Here is a 24429-nt window from a genome sequence, read left to right as displayed (position 1 = left end):
TTGTTGTATTCGAATTTTCACATGTTTTAAATCAATTTTTATAGGATGAAAAAAACAGTAAACCCTCCTCCAATTCCACTTTTTAGGGATAAAAAACTTGCTCGCAAAAATGCCAGCATAAAAAAAGGAGCACCAAATGATGCTCCTTCTATTTCTTACGTTCTATTCCAGTGCTATTTCACATCCTCTTCGATCCAATTAGAACGGTTTGGATCGGCTGGAGCTACCATTTTAACATCAGATTTAGTCTCCAATTCTTTCAGCAGCATTTCTACTGCTTTTTGTATACAAGGATCAATTCCTTTGGCAACCAAATGTGGTTCGTCGTACACTTCAACATCCGGATACACTCCAATTCCTTCGATAATCCATTTCTGATTTTCGTCGAAAATACCAAAACGAGGAACTGCGATATAACCGCCATCCACCAAACCGGCATTGCCCGACATACCAACTAATCCTCCCCAAGTACGAGTTCCGATCAATTTTCCCAGACCTTTCTTCTTGAAATAGTATGGAAAAGCATCACCACCCGATGAAGAATATGAATTGATCAGCATGGCTTTTGGTCCATCGTGAGCAACGGCAGGAGTCTGGTTAGGCTCTAAACCTCTTCGGTGCCAATACGACAATACGTTTCGATCTAAAAGATCTGCCATATGATCGGGAATAAATCCGCCGCCATTGTAACGATCATCAATAATTAAGGCTTGTTTATCGTGATAAGCATACATGCCTCGGTGCAATTCTCTGTTCCCTTCTACGGCTGTGTTTGGTACGTGAATGTAGCCAATTTTCCCATCGGATAATTTAGTAACCATCTCGCGACGCTCGTTCACCCAATTCAGATACATCAATTCCAATTCACTGTCAATTGGCTTTATGGTATAGGTTTTTGCGCCGTCGAAACCTGGCGTACTATTTACGGTGATTTCTACCATTTTCCCTACCTGATTTTCCAGATAAAGATAAGGGTTCACATCAGTACTTAAATCGTGACCATTGATACTTAACAGGTAATCTCCTTCTTTTACATTTACTCCTTGCTCGGTTAAAGGCGAGCGACGATTCGCAGTCCAGTTTTCTCCCTGATAAATTTTAGAGATGATATACTTCCCTGTTTTTGCATCGCTTGCAAGTTTTGCGCCCAACAAACCTGTTTCAACGGCTTTCACTTTTTCGAAATCGCCATAATTTACATAGGCATGTCCGGTGTTGGTTTCCGAGATGATCTCTCCCAAAATGTAATCCAAATCGGCACGATGACTAACATATGGCATCAATAAATTGTAGTTCGCTTTAATCTGTGCCCAATCTACACCATGCATATTTGCTACGTAATAGTAATCTCGAAAAATACGCCATCCGTCGGTATAAATCTGATTCCATTCTTTTTTAGGATCAATCTTCATGTCCAGATCATCCAATTGGAGTTTGCCTGCATCGGCCGACTGACCAGCTGACAAATCAGCAATTCCGTAGGTAGAACCAGCCCAATAAATAAATTTATCGCCATTCCCAGTTAATGAATAACCCGAAATTCGATCTAAAATCACCTCGTCCTTCTCTTTTTCGATGGTATAATGATGTAACGCTCCGTTGCTTGTGTACAAAATTCCTCCATCCACAGCTTCCAAATCATCGTAATCACCAGAGTTTAATGGAAAAACTGCTATTCGATTCGTGATTCCTTCGAAATCAATTTCTACTTTCAGTTTCTCTTCTGGTTTTACTTCTTCTTTTTTCCCTTTTTTCTTTTCATCAACAACAGGCTTTTCTTCTTTCACCTCTTCCACATCGTTCTTTAAAGCAAACAATTTTGGACCATCGGCCTTTAAAGACATTGCAAAAATTCGAGTGGCATTGTTGTATAAATAATCGAATTCGAAGCTTGAAAAATCGAGATTAAAATCGCGGTTTGACAAAAAGAAGATGAAGTTTCCATCTTTAGAAAATACAGGTGCTGAATCGCCGAATGTATTGTCGGTTAATTGGTAATTTTTCTCGGTGTTGATATTATAAACCCAAACCGCTCCCTGATCATTATTGCTATCTTTCACATAGCTAACCCATTGTGAATCGGGTGAAATAGAGAAATCGGTAATTTCGTTTCTACTGGCCACATCAACAATTTTGATTTCGCCATTTTCTACGTTCAGACATTTCAGTTTCAAAGTTCGATCGAAAAATAGCATGTACTTGCTATCTGGCGACCACTTGGCATCGTACATCCAAGACGAAGAACCAAAAGTTATTTGCTTCGCTTTTGCTCCTTTTTTATTCTCTAAAAGATAAATTTCGTATTCACCAGTAGCATCGGAGTAGTAGGAAATATATTTTCCGTTAGGTGACCAGCTTGGAGCTGTTTCGCGAACTCCTTGAGTTTGTGTTAGGTTGATGCTTGGTCCGTTCTTGGCAGGAACTGAAAAAATATCGCCACGAGCATCAAACAATGCACGTTTTCCTGATGGAGAAACGGCTACTGCCTGAATAAAATCTTTTACGTTTTTATAGTAAGGTAAAATATTCGGATTATCGAAGTTGATATTTACAACAACGCGTTCCTCTTTTCCTGTTTCCAGATTTAATTTAAAAAGCTGACCGCCATTCTCATAAGCAATTTGCCCATTTTCGCCTGATGGCCACATCACATCAAAAGTTTTGTGATGCGTAATTTGAGTAATCTCCTTACTCTCAAGATCATATTTATAGATATTCAACTTTAAATCGCGATCGGACGCAAAATAGATTGCATTTTTATACCAAGAAGGAATTTGATCGGAGCCCACAAATTTGGTGATTCGTTCCGATTGGTCCTTTTCCAGATCGTAAATCCATAAATCGGCGGCACGACCACCTTTGTAACGCTTCCATGTACGAAACTCGCGACTAATTGGAGCAAAACACATCTTTTTAGCATCTGGAGAGAACACGCCAAATCCGCCCTCAGGAATTTGTAAAGCTTGCTCTAATCCGCCATCGATACTTACCTGATAATAGGTTCCATTTCGTTCCCCAAAAGCAGTACGATTCATACGAACCAATATCGATTTGCTATCTGGATTCCAGTCTAGAATTGCATTATCGAATCCACCACGAGGTGGCATCATAGCAACCGAATTGTAGTAAGTTAACTGTTTTGGTGTTCCTCCTGTCGAAGGCATTACATATACTTGTCGGCTCCCCGAATATTCTGCTGAAAATGCAATCCAGTTTCCATCGGGAGAGATTTTTGGAAACAATTCCATTCCTTTATGAGAGGTTAATCTTTTAGCATCGCCACCATCGGAAGCTACTGTCCAGATATCGCCGGCATACACAAAGGCAATTAAATTTTTATTGATGTCAGGATATCTCATTAAACGAACATCCTTCTCGGCATGAGCAGTTTGAATCATCCCAAACAGGACAAGACAAATTGCAATAATTTTAAAATGGCTTTTCAACATTTCAATTTATAAGTTAGTGTGTAAATAGTATTGGTGTAAAACTAATTCTTCCTTTTCATAGAAAGTATTGGTTTTAAGTAGCATATCCATTAATTTCCTTAAAAACTTTTTGTGAAGCTACAAAAAAAGTGACATTCCTAAAAAAAGGAATGCCACTTTACTACAATAATAATTTGAAACTATGTGAATAATAGTAACTAGTCATTATTTTAAATGACTACTCCTGTACTATTTCTCATCCTTAAACCGGATGGGTTCTTACTTTTTTCTGGCAAAAAGTAAGCAAAAGCCCACCGCGCAGAAAAAACACTACAAATTATTCCATTCCGCTAAAACCCAGAACTCGTCCTTTTAGCCTTTCATTCTTCAAGTCTAACGTTCCTCAAACAAGCTGGGTTTCTTTACGCTATATTTCCATAATTTCCTTAACGTTCTTTTTTCTGATGCGGATTCCGAGACATCGTAAATTTAATTATCCTGATAATGATTAATCAGAAAGGGTGAGTTAATAAAAACACCCCTCTGGCTGTCGCCATCTCCCCTAAAAAGGGAGAATTCCGAAATTAAACGGTGCCTCTTCTCCTTCTAGCTTTCTATTAAACTCAAAAAATATTTGTGTCTAAAGAATTAGAAAGGGTGAGTTAATAAAAATTCTAAGTCTTATAATTCTACTAAACTAATAGCGGCGCCGCCACCTTCTGCTAAATGATATTGCAAGCTTGAAGTATGATCTACTTCCATTTCGAGGATCTTAAATGCCGTAGGATTTTGATCCCAATGTGCGTTTTCTCCATCCAAATAGAGTGTTGCTTTGTATTTCTTCCCTTCGGTCAGAAAATCTAATTTTATTTCCATGCCCCGAGCATTTTCGTCGGTAATGGAACCTACAAACCAATTTTCGGAATTACGGTCTTTACGGGCAATGGTCACAAAATCGCCAATTTCTCCGTTCAACACCTTGCTGGTTTCCCAGGTAACGGCTACATCGCGAATAAACTGAAAGGCATCGTTCCCTTTGTAGTTCTCGATTAAATCGGGAACCATTTGAATGGGACTATTAATTACCACATACAAAGCCAACTGTTGTGCCAAAGTAGTATTCACCTGATTGTTTGGTTTGTGTGGTTTTAGTTTAATATTGAAAATACCAGGTGTATAATCAATCGGACCTGCCAGCATTCTTGTAAAAGCAACAATTGGAAGGTGCTCGGGAGGATTTCCTCCATCGCTTGCCCAAGCATTAAATTCCTGTCCGCGTAAGCCTTCACGAGCAATTATATTCGGATAGGTTCGTCGCAAGCCAGTTGCTTTAATTGGTTCGTGAGCATTCACCGCGACTTGGTATTTTGCACCAGTTTCAACAGCTCTGCGGTAATTGTTCACCATCCATTGTCCGTGATGATATTCCCCTTTCGGGATAATTTTCCCAACATATCCGGTTTTAACCGAATGAATACCTAATGACTGCATTAACTGGTAGGCAGTATCCATTTGCTGGTTGTAAGTACGTGGAGCAGCCGAAGTTTCGTGATGCATAATCAACTCAACGCCTTTTTCTTTTCCGTAACGAACCACCTCTTTCAAATCATAGTCCTTATAAGGAGTCACAAAATCGAAAACACCTTCGCGATCTTCAAAACCAATCCAATGCTCCCAGCCTGTATTCCAACCTTCTACCAAAATACCACCAATCTGGTTTTCCGAAGCAAAATCGATCAATTCCTTCGCATATTTGGTAGTTGCGCCATGTTTACCATGTGGCTTCAGACCTGTTGCCGTATTCATATCCTGAGAAGCTCCATAATCCCATGTTCTGGTTCCCAAATGCATATCCCACCAAATACCAACATATTTCATTGGCTTAAAATAATCTACAGATCCAATTTTATTTGGCTCGTTCAAATTTACGATCAGGTCGGATTCAATTAAACCTCCTGCAGTCTCGGAAATTTGAATGGTTCTCCACGGCGTAGTAAAAGGAAGCGCTCTTTTTACTTTGTAACCCGTAATATCCGAACCAACCAATTCACTTTCCAGCATCAATTTCTCTTTGTTCACCTTCAAGGTCATTCCCGAATAATCAGTCAGGTTTGCCTCGTGGAAACTTATATATACGCCTTCGGCAGTTTTCATGGTCACCGGAGTGTTCACCGCATTCTCAGGAATATAAGTTTGAGCCAGATTGTCGTTAGAGCGCAATGCTGTTGCATCAATTCCTGTAAATGATGTTGTATGATATAAGTGTTCGTAAATATCCCAATCGCCAGGAATCCACCACACTTTATGATCGCCGGTTAATTTGAATTGTGTATTTTCATCGGTAATAATGACCTCTTGCATTGCTTCCTGCTCTGGAAACTCATAACGAAAACCCAAACCATCGTTATACACTTTAAATACCAGATTCATTTTACGATTAGGAGCTTTTACTTCCTCCAAATTCACCATCAACTGATTGAAATTATCGACTACTACCCGTTTTTCGCCCCAAGGCATTTCCCAAGTTGAATTGCTCGATGTTAATTGCGTACTTGCAATTTTCCATCCTTTTTCGATAGATGGCATGTTTTTGAAATCGAAACCTAAAGTGGAAGGCTCAATTACATTTTTACCATGGAACAGCACCTGGTAGGCAGCTTGTTCATCGGCCATACTAAATTGAAGACTAATATTTCCGTCGGGCGATTCTACATTGGTGACTATATTACTATTGCTGCAGGATGCAAATATCATTGCAATACCAACAATAAAACACAGTGTTGATTTCATTTTCATAGTTGTTTGAAGCTTAAGATTAATACCAATCAAATTCGAACTATAGTTATTTTCTACAAGTTCCGAATAATTATCAAAGTAAGCCGAGAATAGTTTCAATAACTAAATACTAATTGAAAATATAGACGGTTTTTAACTTTCCACACAGTCAGTTCTTTTATTTAGTGATAGTTAGGCAGTTTAAGTTCTTTGGAAAATATAGATGATATAAAGATGAACTAATGAAACAAACCGACTTTATCATTAGGAGAGTCTCCCGCATATGAATTTTATTGAGAATGTCTAAAATGTTATATTTCATTATCATTCTGCCCCTTTCAACCTTCGACGATCTACCTTTTGCTATTCCGACGCAAACGAGAATTGATTATCCTATTTGACTTGAATTTATTTTAAGAGAAACCTCATCCCCCAACCCCTTCTCCTGAAGGAGAAGAGGAGTTCATTCGTTGTGAAGATTAGAATTTCCCTCTCCTTGAGGAGAGGGCTAGGGTGAGGTAATAGTAATTAAGCATACAAAATTGAATCCCCTAATTTAATAGTACCTCTTAAAATTATTAAGATCTATAGTCTTGTCATAAAATAATGATAAATCAAACGGACTTGATCGCCATGATTTTCTCATCGAAAACTTCGTTTGGATAACTAGAGCGATTTCGGATTTTGGTTTTATAGGTGTAGATGGTGTTCACCGAAAAGTTGAGGATGCCGGCAATTTTCTCGTTGTCGTTCACCCCCAAACGAATCAGAGCAAATATTCGTAAATCGGTATTCAAACATGCCGTATCTTTGAATACAATTCGATCTTTTTCTTCGAACAACAAATTGAAGCTATTCACAAAATCGGGAAATAGTTTCAGGAAAATACGATCGAAATCTTCAAACAAATTCTCGCGTTCTTTTTTCGCGTTGTACTTTTTCAATTCCTGCTCGATGGCATCGTATTGTTTGGTGATTAACTGACGGGCAATGGCTTTTTTCATGCCATCGAGCTTTTCGATAAACTGAGAACTGAAATTAAAGTAGTAACCAACGTACTCCTCCTTAATTTTACTTAGTTCGCGAAGCATCTCGTTCAATTGGAGCAAATTTCTGTTGCTCTCCAAAATTTCTTTCCGAGCTCTTTTTACCTCCTTCACCTGACGGTAAATAATGAATGAAAATAAAATTAAGAGAAAAGCCAAAAGCGATACAATAATAGAAATAGTAGAAATAATTTTCTTCTCCTTCTCCACTTTGCTTAAAACTGCCGCTTCGATATTCGGACGAATAAAGGAAATTTCTAATTGCCGCGCATTACTCCCATAAAAAACAGCGTCTTTTTGAGCTTCGGAAATAAATCGATTTGCTTTCTCTAAATCGCCATCGTAAAAAAGAAGTTCGGCCAACACCTTAGCAGCAAGGGTTTCCTTAGTAGTTGATTTAATATCGTCGACAGTGGCTTTTAATAGATGATACCTGGCTTTCTCTTTTTCCTGCAATTTTAAATACGAAATGCCCAAAATGCAATTCGTAATGGCAGCTTGGTGTGCACTTAAATCTTTTCTACTCAACAAGCCTGTGCAATACTTTCGCACTTCGTAATTGGCATTGTTATTCTGACTTTTTAAGGCAAGAGCAAGTTGGTATTCGAAGGAATTTGCATCGCCCTGCTCCACAATTTTCTGCACGTAAAAATCTCCCTTCTCACGGTATTTAGGCGCATAATATCCCCAACGGGAATTGGATAAATCGTAATAGGCACGGTAGGCTACCGAATAAAATTCAACGCGCTTTTTGGGCTCCAAAAGCAACGGATCGATCGTTTGAATGCTGTCTATGGTTTCCTTGTACAAACCACGAAGTAAAAGAATTAGGGAAAGGTTTGTTTTCGCTGCTGCGATACTGGATGCATCTTTTAAGTCGTAAGCCACTTTCAGTGCCAAATTGCCATACTGAAAAGCCGAATCGTACACAAAATACTCGTATTCTTTGGTGAGTTTAACCAACAAGTTATACTCCTCGCTTTCGCGATTTTCAAAATTAGAATGTTTCAGAGAATCGGTGAGCAAAGCTATTCTGTTCTTTTTTACCTGATCAATGCTGTCTTTTGCTTCCAAATACCGATTCGCCGCCGCAAATTGAAAAGCCAAAGAGTCTTTCTGACTAAAAGAATTCAGACTTACTAAAACAAAAATGATTAAAATGAAACTTCTGTGCATGCTTACAACATATAGGTTTTAAGAACAAGAAGTAAAAGTAAGATTAATATTTTCTGCAACAAAAAAGCAATTGTCCGTTGCACTTCTTGTTTTTTCTAATTGATAAAACCCCTACCGTTTCCCTCCATCTTTTTGCTGGAAAGCAAGCAAATAATTCCAGGAGGTAAAGCCATAAAGCAGGAACTGTACTACTACAATTAACGCAATAAAAAAAGCTGTCTTCAACGAATTGAAAACAGCTTTTTCGGTTTACTACTATTGGCTAAAATTTATTCCGCCATTTTGCATTAAACCTGTCCATCAAGGCAAATAATTATTTTTTCTTTTTAAAATAATTAGTATCCTCTTTTTCACCTTTCTGCTCATAAGCGGGTACATTTTTACCGTGATGTTTCTTTTTCGGTTTTTTGTTTCCTGCTGCTCCCATAATTTCTCAAATTTTAATTAATTAAATAGATATATGAGTCGAGTTCGGTTATATATTATAGCTGGACCGCTCGATAAAAAGCCCACAAAAAACACACCAGACTATAAAAAAGAAACTAATTAACAAAATAACGCCATTATGACTGAATTTATGACACATTTACCAGTTTTTAGAGTCCAATTTTGTCGCACTCACCCGCTCGATATACGGCTAAAAATATCCCAAAAGAAAATGATACTAAAGCAGAACTTTAGGAATATTCTAATTTTAGTTGGCTAAAGCCAAACTGCAATAGATAAAAAATCAGAAAGAATTTACCGATGGAAACAGAAAATCAGGCTGTTTATTTCTCGTGTTTCAGACCCTGCTGATGCGCAATTGTATCGCGTTCCTTGATACACTTTATAACCACACAATTCAAAATAGTACGGTAGCCGAAACTTGAATATGAGTAACAGTAAAGAAATCGGCAAATCACAATTAACTATTGATCATAGAAGACACAGTCACACTATTTTTTACTATTTTTTGTTCAGTTAAAAAAAATTGTATATTTGATGGTATTATTATAAAAATGAACTTAAATCGGTATCTGTAAGACACATATATGCTAGTAATATCTATATTTTGATAAGCAATTACGCCAGCAGACAGGGAATAGTATTAGTTTTGATCAATGAACATATAGCAAAAGCCCGAAAACTTGAGTTTTTGTTCCGTAACTATTTAGTGAAAGCCCGAAAACTTGAGTTTTTGCTCCGTAACTATTTAGTGAAAGCTCGAAAACTTGAGTTTTTGACCCGTAACTATTTAGTGAAAGCCCGAAAACTTGAGTTTTTGACCCGTAACTATTTAGTGAAAGGCCGAAAACTTGAGTTTTTGACGCGTAACTATTTAGTGAAAGCAAAAAACGTTAATTGAAAAAAAAACAATATCCGAAAACAACAATTTTAATACAAATCTCAAATTTAAATGAAACGTGATGACAAAAATTAAAAAAATTATTACCGTTAGTCGCAATGGCGACCTTAGTGCATTATTAAACCTTATTCTAAAAGCATTTGCGAAAAACGATTGGAGTTCGGACATTTATTTAACTCCTATTATTACAAAAGTAAAATCAACAAACACCGCTCTCACCGAGGCTTTGAGGCGACTAACGGCTTACTCTCAAATGGCAGAGAAAGACCATGTGCGCGATACGGAAATTAAAGCCTTGTTTAAGTTGGTAGAAGGCTATGTGCATATTCCTATTGTTGAAGTGCAAAATGCCGCTTTGGTAGTATACAATGTATTGGAACAGTATGGTTTGAGCATACAAAAAGAGGACTATGCAGAAGAATCGGCAGCGATAGATTCCTTACTTAACGACTTAAGCAAACCCGATGTTGCTGCTGCTATTGCAAAATTACAAGGTGTGCCCGAAACAATTGCAAATTTGGATATGGCGCAAAAAGATTTTGAAAATTTGGCCTTGCAACAAGCCGAAGGCGAGAGCGTGAAGAAAGATTTGGCTTCGGCAAGTCAATTGAAGAAAGAAGGCATCGCAACAATTAATGATGTTTTAATGGGCTACATGAACACCATGGCAAAGGTAAACCCTGCCGTTTATGAGGCTACCGCCAAAACAATTGCCGAACTTATCGACAAGAGTAACCAATTAGTTAAGCGTCGTAGAAAAACAAACGAAGTAGATACCGAATTGGTTTAAAACTACAGCTAAGGGTTTCGCACGATGTGAAGCCCTTTTTTTATGATCCCTTCGCTAACAGGAGATTGTAGAAGCAAGATGATGCTAAAGCCAAGCACTCGGAATATTTTAATTTCAGTTGGCTAAAGCCGAACTGCAATAGATAAAATGGCTCTCCTCTTTGCCCTTTTCCAGAATAGAAAAGCTTTTTTTGTGCAATTACTCACATCCCTACAAGTTGGCAGGTTTGACAGGTTGAATCATCGTTTTGCTTTATTACTTTAGTAAAACTTTTACTGATGATATCTCTATAGAGACATACACTTACACCACTCTATGAGATGAATAAGTGTATATTTTAAGATTGATAAAAGAAATATAAATGTACCTACACATTCACAAACGTTAGCAACAAGGCGAAAAAAGACATGCAATTATAAAAGTTCGGTGCAAACTTGGAGGAATTTATTTTGTTTTTTCTCCCCCCGCAAAAAGAAGAAGGGAAACCCTGACCCACATTGCAGCACATTTCCAAGACCCCACAAGCCAACACCCAAACCAAAGGCTTGTAAAAGAGCTGCAATTCTGCCTACGCACCGGTGCTTAATTGTTACATTTGAGCTTTGAACAAACCGAGATTATTGAAATTAGTAAAATGAAAAAGGAAATAGACAACAAACTCAACTTGAAAAATATCAAACCAACCGCAATGCGACAGTTGGTTTTACAAGTTCTGACAGAACAAAAAACGGCTATTAGTTTACCTGAATTAGAACAAAAATTTGAAAAAGCGGATAAGGCAACTTTGTATCGAACGCTAAAAACATTTCAGGAAAATAAACTGATTCATTCGATTGAAGATGGTTCGGGTTCTTTAAGATATGCGCTTTGTCAGGATAATTGCAAGTGCGCCCCGGAAGACCTGCATGTCCATTTCCTTTGCACAAAATGTAATCAAACGTTTTGTTTAAACGACATTCCTGTTCCTACAATTAACCTTCCCAATAGATTTTCCCTCGAAAGTGTAAATATGGTAGTTAAAGGAATTTGTTCAAATTGTAAAAAATAACTTTGCAACTCAGTTGCAAAAACTTTATCGTACATTTGTCGTTATAATATTGAAAAACATTTTAAATAGCTTATAGATTGATTTTAAAAGGAAAACATACAAGCAAATTTCTTATCCTCGTTGCAGGGATAATTATTTTTGCCCATGCTGTTATTCCCCACCACCATCATTTCGATTCAATAGAAGCCCATCAGGAAAACTTAGAATGTGAGAACACCAACCCGGATAAACACAATGAAAACCCGGATACGCATTGTCATGCATTTAATCTTATTATTTCCGAAAAAGCAAACGATTTAGTTGTTAATACTCCATCTGAATCAAATTTTCATTTCGACCTTTTTTGTGTTGAGTCAAATCCTGAATTAACAGTTAGGGTTGAAGACCCATCTAAAACCTGTTTTTTTATCTCGACGCTGCAAAAGCAAAAATTCCTTACAAGCCGTTCATTAAGGGCACCTCCCGCTACTGTTTAGTTTCCTTTCGATTTTTTTAATTCCGGTAAAGCATTTTATCGACAGTATTAATCACTTAATCTTTTTAATATGAAAAAAAAGAGGTTAAGCAAGCAGCAGCTTCTTGAAAAGCAAAAGCTTGACGAAAAAAAATTTAACAGGGCTATGCTGATTAGTTTCGGCATCCTTTTCATTGGCGTATTGTCTGTTCTTGTTTTTTATACCTACTGGTGCGACTCAAGATTTGCCTGGCGAAAAATTGCCTGGTTTAAACAAGAAGTGCCTGCATATTGGATATGCATGAATGGGGATAACCTCCAAATCCATGAAAGCACCAAAGCGGTTTTCGATGACAAAATTTACTATTTCTGTAGCCAGCAATGTTTCAATCATTTAGTAAAGCATTTTAAAGAAGTGGCAATAGTAACTGATGCATTTTCGGGAGATTCAATAAATAAAGCTGACGCAATTATCGGACTTAAAACAAGGAATAAACAGGACGTGGTCTATTTCAAAAACAAAGAAAATTTCAATAAATATTATGAAACGAAAAATAAATAACAAGAGCAAATTAATAACTAAAAAAATATTTATACAATGATAAATAGTATAATATCCTTTTCAATAAAGAATAAGGCACTTATCGGGCTGATGACAATCGGACTGATTATTGGCGGAATATATTCCATGACCAAAGTGCCACTTGATGCCATGCCCGACATAACAAATAATCAGGTTTTGGTAATTACTACTGCCCCTAATTTGGGTACAGAAGATATTGAACAGTTTGTAACCTATCAGGTAGAATTAGCCGTGGCAAACCTCCCTGATGTGACTGAAATACGAAGTGTATCGAGGTTCGGGCTTTCTGTTGTAACTATCGTTTTTAAAGAAAGTGCCGGAACTTATTTACCCCGGCAATTGGTAAGTGAAGCCTTAGCAGAGGTAAAAGAAAAAATCCCTGAAGGTTTTGGACAACCTTTTATGGCACCTATCAGCACAGGATTAGGCGAAATCTATCAATATACGCTTGAAGTACAACCGGGTTTTGATACCATTTACGATGATATGGAACTCCGTACCATGCAGGAATGGATTGTAAAAAGGCAAATGGCAATGCTACCCGGTGTTGTTGAGGTAAACTCTTTTGGTGGTAGGGGAAAACAATACGAAGTTGCTATTAACCCGGATAAACTTCGGAGCATGGGATTAACAATTTCCGATGTTTTTGAAACCCTTGAGGACAACAATCAGAATACCGGTGGAGCATATATCGAGAAAAACTTTCAAGCCAATTTTATCAGGGGCGAAGGATTAATGAGGTCGATTGATGATATTAAAAATACTTTAGTTGCAAACATCGATGGACAACCTGTTTTTATGAGGGATGTGGCAGAAGTTAAATACGGTAGTTTTGTCCGTTATGGTGCTTTTACAAAAAATGGAAAAGGAGAAGCAGTTGGTGGAATTGTAATGATGTTAAAAGGGGAAAACTCGAATGATGTGATTAAAGATGTAAAAGAAAGGATAGGCTTAATCCAAAAATCACTTCCCGAAGGCGTTGTAATAAAACCTTTTCTTGACCGAAGTAAACTCATTAAAAGTACAACCTCAACGGTTGCCGAAAACCTTTCGCTGGGTGCTTTAATTGTAATATTTGTACTTGTAATATTCCTGGGAAATTTAAGGGGCGGTTTAATTGTGGCATCAACCATTCCATTGGCATTACTTTTTGCATTTATAATGATGAACCTGTTTGGGGTGTGGGCTAACCTGATGAGTTTGGGGGCGCTCGATTTCGGGATATTGGTAGATGGAGCAGTAATTATTGTTGAAGCCATGATATTTTACCTCCATCGCAAAAACCTTATCGGAACAAAACTCGACCAGGCGAAACGAAACGAAATTGCCTATAATTCGGCAAGCAAAATGATGAACTCAGCATTTTTTGGTCAGCTCATAATTTTGATTGTTTTTATTCCCGTATTAGCCTTACAAGGTGTCGAAGGTAAAATGTTCATCCCTATGGCAATGACATTTGGTTTTGCAGTATTGGGCGTGGTAGTATTGTGTCTCACCTATATTCCAATGATGGCAGCCTTATTTCTTCAACCACCTAAAACAGATAAAAAATCATGGGGGGATAAATTAATTGGAAAACTTGAAAAGATATATACCCCGGTAATCGGATGGTCGCTTAAAAGAAGTTGGATTGTAATCACAATTGCTTTTGTGCTGTTAGTCTCCGGCGGTTTTCTTTTTACACGAATGGGGGCTGAATTTATTCCCAAACTTGATGAAGGCGATTTTGCTTTTCAGGCATTTTTAAAGCCGGGTACTTCGTTAACTGAGGTTACAAAAACTTCCACAAGATTGGAACAAATTATATTGGAGAATTTTCCCGATGAAATAGAAAGTATTCAAAGCAGAATTGGGGTGGCAGATTTACCCATGGACCCGATGCCAATTGATATTGCTGATATTTTTGTGATATTAACCCCACAAGACCAGTGGACAAAAGCTGAATCAAAAGCTGAATTAATTGATAAGGTGAGAGAAAAAGTAAGCGTATTGCCCGGAATCAATTATGAATTTAGCCAGCCTGTTGAAATGCGCTTCAATGAATTGCTAACTGGTATTCGTCAGGATGTTGCCGTTAAACTATATGGCGATGATTTGGAAATGCTGGCTGACAAAGCAGAAGAAATTGCCGGGTTAATTTCTGGAATTGATGGTATTGCAGGTGTAAAAGCTGAAGCAACAAGAGGATTGCCTCAGATTACGGTTAATTACGATAGGAATAAGCTTGGTCGGTACAACTTGAATATTAAAGAACTAAATACCATCGTTGAAACTGCTTTTAGTGGTGGCGTTGCCGGAAGTATATACGAAGGTGAGCGGATGTTCGACCTTGTGGTACGCTTGGACGAAGAACATCGAACAAGTATTGACGATTTGCGAAACCTGTTTGTTAATCTTCCCGATGGTAATCAAATACCCTTAAAAGAAGTTGCTGAAATTAGTTATCAGCCAGGACCGATGCAAATTAGTCGTGACAATACCAACAGGCGTACCTATGTGGGGATTAATGTTGAAGGCAGGGATATTAAGTCGCTCGTAGAGGAAATTCAAACAACTTTAGATGAAAAACTGGAACTACCTACGGGTTATTATATTCGGTATGGGGGAGCATTCGAAAACCTCGAAAGAGCTTCTAAAAGATTGTCTCTGGTAGTTCCACTCGCTTTGGCATTAATTTTCATGTTGGTATTTTTTGCGGTTAAATCGTTTAAACAAACCCTCATGATTTATGTAGCTGTACCATTTGCCGCTGTAGGTGGTGTATTCTCATTATTTTTGAGAGATATGCCATTCAGTATTTCTGCCGGAGTGGGATTTATTGTATTGTTTGGTGTGGCGGTGTTAAACGGGTTAGTCCTCATATCGGGTTTTAATGAACTCAAGGCAGAAGGGAAACTCCATATCAATGATATAATTATTAAAGGTTCTATCAGGCGTATCCGTCCTATACTGCTAACAGCATCTACCGATATTTTAGGGTTTTTACCTATGGCTGTATCGGCTTCTGCAGGTGCCGAAGTTCAACGACCTTTGGCTACAGTTGTAATTGGGGGTATGCTTACATCAACTTTGCTAACCCTTATTGTGCTGCCCATTCTCTATAAATTTGTTGAATCGGGGGCTAAAAAAATAAAGTTGCCTAAACCGGCAATGGGTGTATTTTCTGTCCTTTTTATAATGGTAGGTCTGGGGATTTCAGGAAATGCCAATGCGCAGGATTCTTCACTAACATTGCCACAAGTCATTGAAAGGGCAAAAGAAAATTATCCTTCAATTAAAGCAGCCCAATTGGAAGTTGACAAACAGGAAGCTTTAAAAGCAACGGCTTACCAATTGGGTACAACCTCTGTTTACACGGGTAAAGAAGAAGTGGGAAACGGTACGCCCGGTATTCAAAACAGAATTGGGATTGGTCAGTCGGATATCGATGTTTTTGGCATTCCGGCAAAAAGCAAGTTAGCAAATGCACGCACCCAACAAGCTATTTCGGGGCAGAACCTTACCGAATATTCGTTAACCCGTGATGTTAGTATCGCCTGGTACAATGCGGTTCATGCCAAACAGCAATGGCAGCTTTATAAAGAACTCGACACCTTGTACGCCGACTTTCAGAAAGCTGCGGAATTGAGGTACAAAACACAGGCTACTTCTAAAATCGAATACCTTTCCGCTTCGGCTAAATACAAAGAATTGCAGGTTAATTTAAAGAAAGCTGAAAGCAACTATTTGGCAAGCTTGCAAATTCTGAATCAATACCTATTATACCCGGTTGCAGTAGATGTTAACATACAGGGTTTGGGGCAGTATGCTTTCAATATCGTTTCCGAAATTGATACATTGAGCGAAAGCCCGCTGCTGAATTATTATTCAACCGGGATTGATGTGGCAGAATCGGTATGGAAAGCGGAAAAAGCCAATTTCCTTCCAAAGTTAGACCTGGGTTATAAATGGCAGTCGGTTGACGGCAATTCCGGGTTTTATGGTTGGGAAGCAGGTATCTCTGTCCCGTTGGCATTCTTTTCACAATCGGGAAAAACCAAAGCTTCAAAAATTGACTTCCAAATTGTCAATCGGCAATACGAGCAAAAAGAACTGGAAATAAAAGCCGGGTACAATCAGCAAATTAGCCGTTACCTTACCTTGCAACAGGTTATCGACTACTACATAAAAGAAGCGTTGCCATTGGCAGATGAACAAATACAGGCATCCAACCTGGCATATCGGCTCGGAAGTATTGACTATGTTCAATTTATTCAAAACATGGCTACAGCAATCAACACAAAACAAGAATTTTTAAACCAGCAGGCAGAGTATTTTCAATTGTCTGCCCAATTGAAATATTTAACAGGTAAATAACCGAAAAATTATATAAAATGAAGACAAAAATATTTTTAGCATTTATCATGGTGGCTACAATGTTATCGTGTAATTCAGAAAAAAAAGATAGCCATGAAGGTGAGGAACAGGAAGAGCATGGTGTTGAAGGGGCAGTAGTTTTAAATGCCAGGCAACGTGAAGCCCTAAATTTAAAATTGGGGTCTTTTCAAATGCGTAATCTAACAACGCTTGTAAAGTCAAATGGTCAACTGGAAGTCCCCCCGTCAGGCAGTGCCGAAGTTACAGCCATTATTGGTGGCAATGTAAAAACAATTAATGTTTTTCATGGCGATAGGGTAAAAAAAGGTCAATTACTGGCAGTGCTCGAACATCCCGATTATATCTCTTTACAGGAGGGCTTTGCTGAAATATCCAGCAAACTCGAATTTATCGAAAAAGAGTATGCACGCCAAAAAGAGCTTTTCGAGAATAATGTGGGAGCTGGTAGGGATTATCAGCAAACAAAATCTGAATACAATACAATTAAGGCTAAATATGAAGGTTTAAAATCACGATTGCAGTTGTTGAATCTTTCACCTGATAAAGTTAAAGAAGGTGAGATTTCAAATACAATAAGTATTAAGTCACCAATTAATGGTTTCATAAATGACATAAACATAAAAGTTGGAACTTACGTTGATGCAAAAGACATATTACTTGAAATTACCGACAACAGTGCAATTCATGCCGATTTTATGATTTACGAAAAAGACGTCCATTTAATTAAGGAAGGGCAAAAAATACATTTTACCGTTTCAAACCGACATGAAGAAGAATTAACGGCAACAATATTTGCAATTGGGAAAGAATTTGAGACTGATTCAAGGGCGGTTCATATACATGCAAAAATAAATGAAAAAATTACGGGTTTAATCTCAGGAATGTACATTTCCGGGCATATTCATACAGATGAAAACTATACGCGTTCTTTGCCCAACGATGCAATTGTTACTGAAGGAACCAAGTCATTCATTTTTGTATTAGACAATGAATCGATGGCAGAACACGACCATGATGGACACGATGACGGGGATGAAAGTCATGAAGAGGTGGAAAATCATGACAATGATAACGATGAAGGTCATAACCACGATGAACATGCGAACGAATTAAATGAAGAAAACGATGAAATGACTTTCCGCATGGTAGAGGTTATGACTGGTCTTAAAGATGAAGGTTATACCGAAATAAAATTGATTGACCCATTACCGGAAAATACTCAAATTGTAATGAACGCAGCATATTATTTACTGTCGGACATGGGCAAAGAAGAAACTGAACATGACCATTAAAATTATTATCATGAAAGAAATAAAAGCATTTATACGACCAAACAAAGTGAATGAAATTGTTCAACAACTTAAAGAAAAAGGCTTTGAGAATGCAACAATTTCGTTGGCGGAAGGAATCGGAAAATTTCAGGATGAATACGCATCTGTTTCGCAGAAATTTTCTGTTACGGACAGTCCTGTTGCAAAAATTGAGATGGTAGTATTCGAAGAAGATGTAGATTCTATTGTCAGCATCATTTCAGATTGCGGGAGGACATTGCATCACGGTGATGGAATAATATATGTTTCCGACGTTGAACAGGCTTATCGGGTAAAAACTGGATTAACAGTCGAAGATTAATTCTATATAATACAGGTTGCCTGTAATTTGGCAACCTGTATTTTAATACTTTGAGCTATGAAATTTTATATTTATAGGAATAAAACAAAAAGATGGTTAATTTAAAATACTGATTTATGGCACATAATCATAGTCATACACACTCACATAAATCCAATTACAACAAAGCTTTTAGCATTGGTGTAAGCTTAAATATACTCTTTGTACTTGTAGAAGTATTTTATGGCTTAATCGCTAATTCATCCGCTCTTTTAGCGGATGCCGGACATAATGCAAGCGATGTCCTTAGTCTGATTTTTGCATGGTTTGCCATTTGGTTAGCTACAAAAAAACCAAAAGGCAGGTTTACTTACGGCTTCAAAAAAACAACCATATTAATTTCAGTGCTAAATGCCTTTTTGCTCTTTGGAGCTGTAATTGCAATTGCCTGGGATGCAATAGGTCAGTTTAAAAACCCTGAACCAGTTGCAGGTGCTCAGGTTATGATTGTAGCTGGAATTGGTGTATTGATTAATACAATTACCGCCCTTATGTTTCTAAAAGGACAGAAAGATGATTTAAACATAAAAGGAGCATTTCTTCATATGGCAGCCGATGCCGGTGTATCATTAGGCGTAGTAATTTCAGGACTATTGATTGTAAAAACCGGACTGAATTGGATTGACCCGATTATGAGTTTTATTATAATACTCGTGATTATGTGGAGTACATGGAAACTATTTATTGAATCGATAAGGCTTGCCCTTGATGCTGTACCCAAGAATATAGAATTAGATGAAGTGAAAAGTACGATACTTAACCAGAATGGAGTTGAAGGCTTGCATGATATACATATATGGGCAATGAGTACCACAGAAAATGCCTTATCTGCTCATTTGATTGCACCCAACTCTAATCCAGACCAACTATTAAAGGATATTCAGGATATTTTGTCAAAGAAATACAACATAAACCATTTGACTTTACAAATAGAAAAAGAAGATATTCAATTAAATTGCAAGGAATGTTAAAATCAGAATACCACATATCGAAAATGGATTGTCCATCAGAAGAAAACCTAATACGAATGAAGTTAGATGGACTTCCAGAAATTAAAAGGCTTGACTTTGATATTGAAAACAGAAATTTAACTATATATCATTCAGCAGAAAATCAAAAGATAACAAGTCAATTAGAGGAACTTAACTTAGGCGCAAAACTTTCAAATACTTCAACAATAAAAGAGAGTGAAGTTGTATTAGAAAGTTCCGGTGTTCAATCGAAATTACTTTGGTCAGTACTGATAATCAACTTTGTCTTCTTTGTAATAGAAATGACCACCGGGTTATTTTCTAAATCAATGGGGCTTGTTGCAGACTCTTTAGATATGCTTGCAGATTCATTCGTTTATGGATTAAGCCTGTGGGCTGTTGGTTCAACGGTAACCCGAAAAAAGAAAGTTGCTCGTTTAAGTGGATACTTCCAATTATCTCTTGCACTATTAGGGTTAATTGAAGTTATCAGGCGATTTCTTGGCTCAGAAGCCATGCCGGATTACCGAATAATGATTGGTGTTTCAATATTAGCCCTTATTGCAAATGCAATCTGCCTGGTTCTACTTCAAAAATCAAAAAGCAATGAAGCCCACATGAAAGCCAGCATGATTTTTACATCCAATGATGTTATTATTAATGGAGGTGTAATTTTAGCAGGTATTTTAGTGTTGCTAACACAATCAAAATACCCTGACCTAATTGTTGGTTCAATCGTATTTTTAATTGTGGTTCAGGGAGCATTAAGGATTTTAAAATTGGGGAAATAATTATGAAAGTAGAATTAAAATCTACAATTACTTGTCCTAAATGCGGACATCAAATTGAAGAAACCATGCCTGAAGATTCTTGTCAGTTTTTCTATGAATGTGAAAATTGCCATACAGTTTTAAAACCAAAGCAGGGTGATTGTTGCATTTATTGTTCTTATGGTTCGGTGAAATGCCCTTCGATACAAAAGAATGAAAGTTGTTGCTGATTTTTTAATAAAATGGACGTACAACGGGGTTCTGACAAAAAGTATTTTCGTTATATTTAACATTTAGTTTTACAAATACAGTAGCAAGTTGAAAAATAGCAGATGTAAGTTTGGAAAATATAACTGTTGTGAGGAAAAATAGACTGTTAAGAATGCAAAATATTGCGGTACGTTCGAAAAATTTAATTCCAAATCCGAAAAGATAAAATGTGAGTGGGGAAAACACAATTGTAATACTGAAAAACAAAATTGTAAAAGCGAAAAAACCAAATGTAATTAATTATAAACCTTTAAAAATTAAATTATGGCATCACGAACAAAACTTACAGACACAGCAACATTGGAATTGTACCGGGTAGCTTTGGAAAATGCGGAAACCCAACCTGAAATTTCTGCAATTATGGCAGATTTAGGCTACGATTCGGCAGTTATCGCAGAAGGTAAAGCATTGCTTACAAAAACCAGGACTGCATACGATGCAAACAAAACCGAAGACGATGAAACATCTGCCGCTTACGCGGATTTTTCAAGTAAAAAGGAGCAATTAGAAGACACATTCAACACCCACCGAAAGAAAGCAAAAGTTGTATTCCGTAACGATTCGTTAACCGCAGACAAATTAGCCATTTCAGGCGTAATGCCACGGACTTATATCAAATGGTTAGAAGCTGCAAAGAAATTTTATAGTGTTGCATCTGCCGATTCTGCTATTCAAGGTAAATTAGCTCGTTTAAAAATATCAGTTGACGACTTGACAGCAGCAAACACCATAATATCTGAATTAGAAGTGGCAAGAGCAATTTATCTTAAAGAAAAAGGGGAATCGCAAGACGCAACAAAAATAAAAGATGCTGCATTTGCAAAGATAGATGATTGGATGAGTGAATTCTATGCAGTAGCAAAGATTGGTTTAGAGGATAATCCGCAGTTATTAGAAGCATTGGGTAAAACAGTGAGAAGCTGATGGAAAAGCCCACCCTATTTGTAAGCACATTGGCAAGCCCCGCGAGCCGCCGCACGACCAAAGCTTGCCAAAGAGCTTACAAAGCCAGCCCAAGTAACCGCCTTTAAGGGCGGTTTTAAGGTTGCCCTCCCACAAAAAAACAAAATAAATTTGCGCTCCGTTGACAGTTTTGTGCAGATTGAAAAGACAATTAAAGAAACCTTAAATGACTGAAAAACAGACTGGAAGAATCAACGCCCAGTTGCTAACAAAGTGTATAAATCATTGGGCGGATAGTGCTAATTTCAAGGGCGTTACATTTAATAAACTTTGTAGCGGTTTGACAGTAAAGTGCTTCGAAATGCCCAACGCTTCATACACCAACCGTTAGCTTGCATAAAAATGAACATTCTACAACTATGAGAAAACTTACATTAATTATTTTTCTATTAACATCAATATCACTATTCGCAGATGTTCAGATGAGTGCGGAGTATGAATGCTGTGTTGCAACAAATGCAAAACTTCAAAAACAGATTGACAATCAAAAAGAAATTATCAATTCTTTAGAAGATATTGAGCATTCTATTTTATTAAGCAATGATACCCTGAAACATTCTGTGAAATTTGAGCTAGATAATCACTATAAGGAAATTGAAACTAAAGAAGAAGGATGTGATTTATGCTCAATAATTGGAGCTATTCTTGGAGCTATCATTAGTGGTGGAATTGCGATATTTATATTTTGGAGAGGACGTAAAAATGAAAAGAACAAAGAAAAATTGAAGTACATCGATTTCGGAGAAGAAGTTTTTACTTTGCTAAAGAATATAACAGCAAACTCTAAAAAACAAGTTGAATTGTTAAATGCATTAGTAACTTCAATTACAGAAAAACCATATACACATGGGAAATATAATCGAGTAAGTTTGAATTTATTGAAAAGAGCTCAAAGCTTTGATACTACTTATGTTTTCACAACTTTTAAAACACTAAACTTAGAAAAGAAGTCATATATTAAATTCTACTCTTCAATTGACTTTCTTCTTGAAGTATTTGAAAATATTGATGATGATTACCACACTAATAATAGCGAGGTAATAACACCTTTATCGAATAAATTTCTGCAACTTAAGGGAGAAATTATGAATATTTGTTCAAATTTCATTGAATCTAGTCGTCGAGAGAATAAAACTACAGAAGCGATTTACACCTTTATCAATCAACTTTTAATTGACTATCATTCTCCAGAAACATTGCCTGATAAGATTGATTTAAAGTATGATGTAGATAAAATTATTAGACCTTTAAAAAGTGAATTACTTGCAAAGTATAGAGACAATGATATTTCAATTGAATTGTTAAATCTTTCAAAACAAGCAGGAGACTTTTATAAAACGATATTGATTGAAAGTAGCAATTTAAGGGCTGGGGTAAATTCTCAACTTGAACCTATTGGAAAAATGATAACATATTTAGATAGTATTGAACAAGCTTTAAGTAGTAATTACGCAAGCTAACAATGCATCATAAGTAATGCGGGGAGCGTAGCATTTATAGGCATTTGTGCGGTATTTGAGCCCCGCCAAATCTACGATTTGACGAGCTAATTAAAATTTGAAAGTTAACTGTAAAATCGTAGTTTTGGCTACTTAGTTATTTGAGGCAGTTGTGGGTTAAATCCCGCACTACTCATATGCGAGCCGTTAGAGCACATTAAAATCAATTCTATGGCAGTAGTTAAATTTTCTGGAAAACCAATTGAAAAACTTATTGATACAGTAAGTAAGGGAATTGGAATACTTTATGAACCAAAAAGAATTCGGAAAAAAGCTGATGCGGAAGCCTATAGATTAGAAAAATTAGAAGAAGCAAAAGCAAAGGGATTAATTCTCAAATCTGATGCTGAATTCGAAATCATTGAGCGAGCTCGTGAAAGATTTGCTCACAGAGAGATTAATAGACAAATTAACCTCGAAAGTATTGTTGAAAAATCAACAAAACACCTTGGAGAAACGGTTTCTGAAGAACCTGTAGATGAGGATTGGAGAACTCGATTCTTTAGCAAGGCTCAAGATGTAACAAATGAAGAAATGCAAGAAGTGTGGGGTAAGATTTTAGCGGAAGAAGTTACCAAACCAGGAAAAATAAGCTTTAGAACTTTAGAAGTAATAAGCAATCTCTCAAAAAATGAAGCCCACTTGTTTGAATTAGCGTGTAAAATTGCCCTTAATGATGGTAGAATACTTAAAATGAGTTCGGATAATGCGTTTGACAATTATGGCATAAACTATACTAGTCTTTTAAAATTAAGAGCGGCAGGCCTTATCTATGATAGCGATACGTTAAATGTAACATATGGATACATTGAACATTTAAGTGGAGTAATAATTAATTTTGGGAGTAAGGTTATTTTGTGCAACAAAGAAAATACTAAAGAATATAAATTTGACCAAGTATTGTTTACTCCATCAGGTACGGAATTAATGCAGACAATTAATACAGATAAAAATTATGAATATATCAACAAATTCATAGAAGCTAAACAAAAAGAACAATTTGTCTTTAAAATCTTAAACTAAAACGTGCTCTAACAACTAAGCGTTCGTGTGGCAGGAACTGCCCAACATGAACGGTGGGTTGACGTAACCGGTGACAGAATTCTTACTCTTATGGGGAATGGTGTAAGTGAAAACCTTTTTAGAAAGGGAATTTAATATGGAAAGATTTTTAAATGCAGTAATTTCAAAGAATAATAGAAAGTTGTAGATCCGTCTACAGCTTTTTTTGTGTTTTAGATTTAGAATAGTTGACAATGG

General features: G+C 36.9%; 16 protein-coding genes. 13 read left to right on the top strand and 3 right to left on the bottom strand.

All coding sequences use genetic code 11. The annotated features are described in order from the left end of the window. Positions 1–173: 173 nt before the first annotated feature. The 3 genes from BZG02_RS16125 to BZG02_RS16115 all read right to left on the bottom strand — a co-directional run bounded on the left by BZG02_RS16125 (position 174) and on the right by BZG02_RS16115 (position 8425). Entirely contained in the window at positions 174–3449 is a 3276-nt protein-coding gene (locus BZG02_RS16125) for a S41 family peptidase (RefSeq protein WP_218972270.1), read from the bottom strand. Positions 3450–4109: 660 nt separating this feature from the next. Then, positions 4110–6218, bottom strand: a complete 2109-nt coding sequence (locus tag BZG02_RS16120; RefSeq protein WP_218972269.1) for a glycoside hydrolase family 97 protein — start codon at positions 6216–6218, stop codon at positions 4110–4112. Between the two features lie 599 nt (positions 6219–6817). Next, positions 6818–8425 carry a DUF6377 domain-containing protein gene (locus BZG02_RS16115; RefSeq protein WP_101262586.1) on the bottom strand — a complete coding sequence of 536 codons (1608 nt, stop codon included), beginning with the start codon at positions 8423–8425 and terminating at the stop codon, positions 6818–6820. A 1409-nt stretch (positions 8426–9834) separates the two neighbouring features. Between BZG02_RS16115 and BZG02_RS16105 the strand changes: the two genes are divergently transcribed. The 13 genes from BZG02_RS16105 to BZG02_RS16045 all read left to right on the top strand — a co-directional run bounded on the left by BZG02_RS16105 (position 9835) and on the right by BZG02_RS16045 (position 24192). After that, positions 9835–10563, top strand: coding sequence for a DUF6261 family protein (locus tag BZG02_RS16105; RefSeq protein ID WP_101262582.1), 729 nt, complete (start codon positions 9835–9837; stop codon positions 10561–10563). 634 nt (positions 10564–11197) lie between these two features. After that, positions 11198–11611: a Fur family transcriptional regulator gene (locus BZG02_RS16100; RefSeq protein WP_101262580.1), complete on the top strand. Its 414-nt coding sequence runs from the start codon at positions 11198–11200 to the stop codon at positions 11609–11611. 77 nt (positions 11612–11688) lie between these two features. Next, positions 11689–12087: a DUF6769 family protein gene (locus BZG02_RS16095; protein WP_101262578.1), complete on the top strand. Its 399-nt coding sequence runs from the start codon at positions 11689–11691 to the stop codon at positions 12085–12087. Between the two features lie 69 nt (positions 12088–12156). Continuing rightward, positions 12157–12627: a hypothetical protein gene (locus tag BZG02_RS16090; protein WP_101262576.1), complete on the top strand. Its 471-nt coding sequence runs from the start codon at positions 12157–12159 to the stop codon at positions 12625–12627. A gap of 36 nt (positions 12628–12663) precedes the next feature. Then, on the top strand, positions 12664–17004 hold the full coding sequence (locus BZG02_RS16085) for a CusA/CzcA family heavy metal efflux RND transporter (protein ID WP_101262574.1): 4341 nt from the start codon (positions 12664–12666) through the stop codon (positions 17002–17004). Between the two features lie 17 nt (positions 17005–17021). Next, on the top strand, positions 17022–18317 hold the full coding sequence (locus BZG02_RS16080; protein ID WP_101262572.1) for an efflux RND transporter periplasmic adaptor subunit: 1296 nt from the start codon (positions 17022–17024) through the stop codon (positions 18315–18317). Beyond that, positions 18307–18657 (top strand): P-II family nitrogen regulator, encoded by a 351-nt coding sequence (locus BZG02_RS16075; protein WP_245868117.1) that lies wholly within the window; start codon positions 18307–18309, stop codon positions 18655–18657. The genes BZG02_RS16080 and BZG02_RS16075 overlap by 11 nt, the downstream gene beginning before the upstream one ends. A gap of 116 nt (positions 18658–18773) precedes the next feature. Next, positions 18774–19667: a cation diffusion facilitator family transporter gene (locus BZG02_RS16070; protein ID WP_101262570.1), complete on the top strand. Its 894-nt coding sequence runs from the start codon at positions 18774–18776 to the stop codon at positions 19665–19667. Then, positions 19661–20458 carry a cation efflux transmembrane domain-containing protein gene (locus BZG02_RS16065; protein WP_101262568.1) on the top strand — a complete coding sequence of 266 codons (798 nt, stop codon included), beginning with the start codon at positions 19661–19663 and terminating at the stop codon, positions 20456–20458. The genes BZG02_RS16070 and BZG02_RS16065 overlap by 7 nt, the downstream gene beginning before the upstream one ends. A 2-nt stretch (positions 20459–20460) precedes the next feature. Next, positions 20461–20667: a GDCCVxC domain-containing (seleno)protein gene (locus BZG02_RS16060; RefSeq protein WP_101262566.1), complete on the top strand. Its 207-nt coding sequence runs from the start codon at positions 20461–20463 to the stop codon at positions 20665–20667. A gap of 304 nt (positions 20668–20971) precedes the next feature. Then, positions 20972–21631 (top strand): PQLLE family protein, encoded by a 660-nt coding sequence (locus BZG02_RS16055; protein ID WP_101262564.1) that lies wholly within the window; start codon positions 20972–20974, stop codon positions 21629–21631. A gap of 398 nt (positions 21632–22029) precedes the next feature. Continuing rightward, positions 22030–23130, top strand: coding sequence for a hypothetical protein (locus BZG02_RS16050; RefSeq protein ID WP_101262562.1), 1101 nt, complete (start codon positions 22030–22032; stop codon positions 23128–23130). Positions 23131–23340: 210 nt separating this feature from the next. After that, on the top strand, positions 23341–24192 hold the full coding sequence (locus BZG02_RS16045) for a DUF2806 domain-containing protein (RefSeq protein WP_101262560.1): 852 nt from the start codon (positions 23341–23343) through the stop codon (positions 24190–24192). Positions 24193–24429 lie beyond the last annotated feature (237 nt).

It is taken from the genome of Labilibaculum filiforme (assembly GCF_002843315.1).
In the GTDB taxonomy this organism is placed as follows: Bacteria; Bacteroidota; Bacteroidia; order Bacteroidales; family Marinifilaceae; genus Labilibaculum; species Labilibaculum filiforme.
This window is presented reverse-complemented; position numbering and strand designations above follow the sequence as displayed.

Excerpts from the sequence above, each read along its gene's own strand:
- BZG02_RS16065 (WP_101262568.1), top strand. The coding sequence starts at position 19,661 with ATGTTAAAATCAGAATACCACATATCGAAAATGGATTGTCCATCAGAA.
- BZG02_RS16100 (WP_101262580.1), top strand. The coding sequence starts at position 11,198 with ATGAAAAAGGAAATAGACAACAAACTCAACTTGAAAAATATCAAACCA.
- BZG02_RS16090 (WP_101262576.1), top strand. The coding sequence starts at position 12,157 with ATGAAAAAAAAGAGGTTAAGCAAGCAGCAGCTTCTTGAAAAGCAAAAG.
- BZG02_RS16125 (WP_218972270.1), bottom strand. The coding sequence starts at position 3,449 with ATGTTGAAAAGCCATTTTAAAATTATTGCAATTTGTCTTGTCCTGTTT.
- BZG02_RS16070 (WP_101262570.1), top strand. The coding sequence starts at position 18,774 with ATGGCACATAATCATAGTCATACACACTCACATAAATCCAATTACAAC.
- BZG02_RS16085 (WP_101262574.1), top strand. The coding sequence starts at position 12,664 with ATGATAAATAGTATAATATCCTTTTCAATAAAGAATAAGGCACTTATC.
- BZG02_RS16050 (WP_101262562.1), top strand. The coding sequence starts at position 22,030 with ATGAGAAAACTTACATTAATTATTTTTCTATTAACATCAATATCACTA.
- BZG02_RS16045 (WP_101262560.1), top strand. The coding sequence starts at position 23,341 with ATGGCAGTAGTTAAATTTTCTGGAAAACCAATTGAAAAACTTATTGAT.
- BZG02_RS16080 (WP_101262572.1), top strand. The coding sequence starts at position 17,022 with ATGAAGACAAAAATATTTTTAGCATTTATCATGGTGGCTACAATGTTA.
- BZG02_RS16115 (WP_101262586.1), bottom strand. The coding sequence starts at position 8,425 with ATGCACAGAAGTTTCATTTTAATCATTTTTGTTTTAGTAAGTCTGAAT.
- BZG02_RS16055 (WP_101262564.1), top strand. The coding sequence starts at position 20,972 with ATGGCATCACGAACAAAACTTACAGACACAGCAACATTGGAATTGTAC.
- BZG02_RS16105 (WP_101262582.1), top strand. The coding sequence starts at position 9,835 with ATGACAAAAATTAAAAAAATTATTACCGTTAGTCGCAATGGCGACCTT.
- BZG02_RS16120 (WP_218972269.1), bottom strand. The coding sequence starts at position 6,218 with ATGAAATCAACACTGTGTTTTATTGTTGGTATTGCAATGATATTTGCA.
- BZG02_RS16060 (WP_101262566.1), top strand. The coding sequence starts at position 20,461 with ATGAAAGTAGAATTAAAATCTACAATTACTTGTCCTAAATGCGGACAT.
- BZG02_RS16075 (WP_245868117.1), top strand. The coding sequence starts at position 18,307 with ATGACCATTAAAATTATTATCATGAAAGAAATAAAAGCATTTATACGA.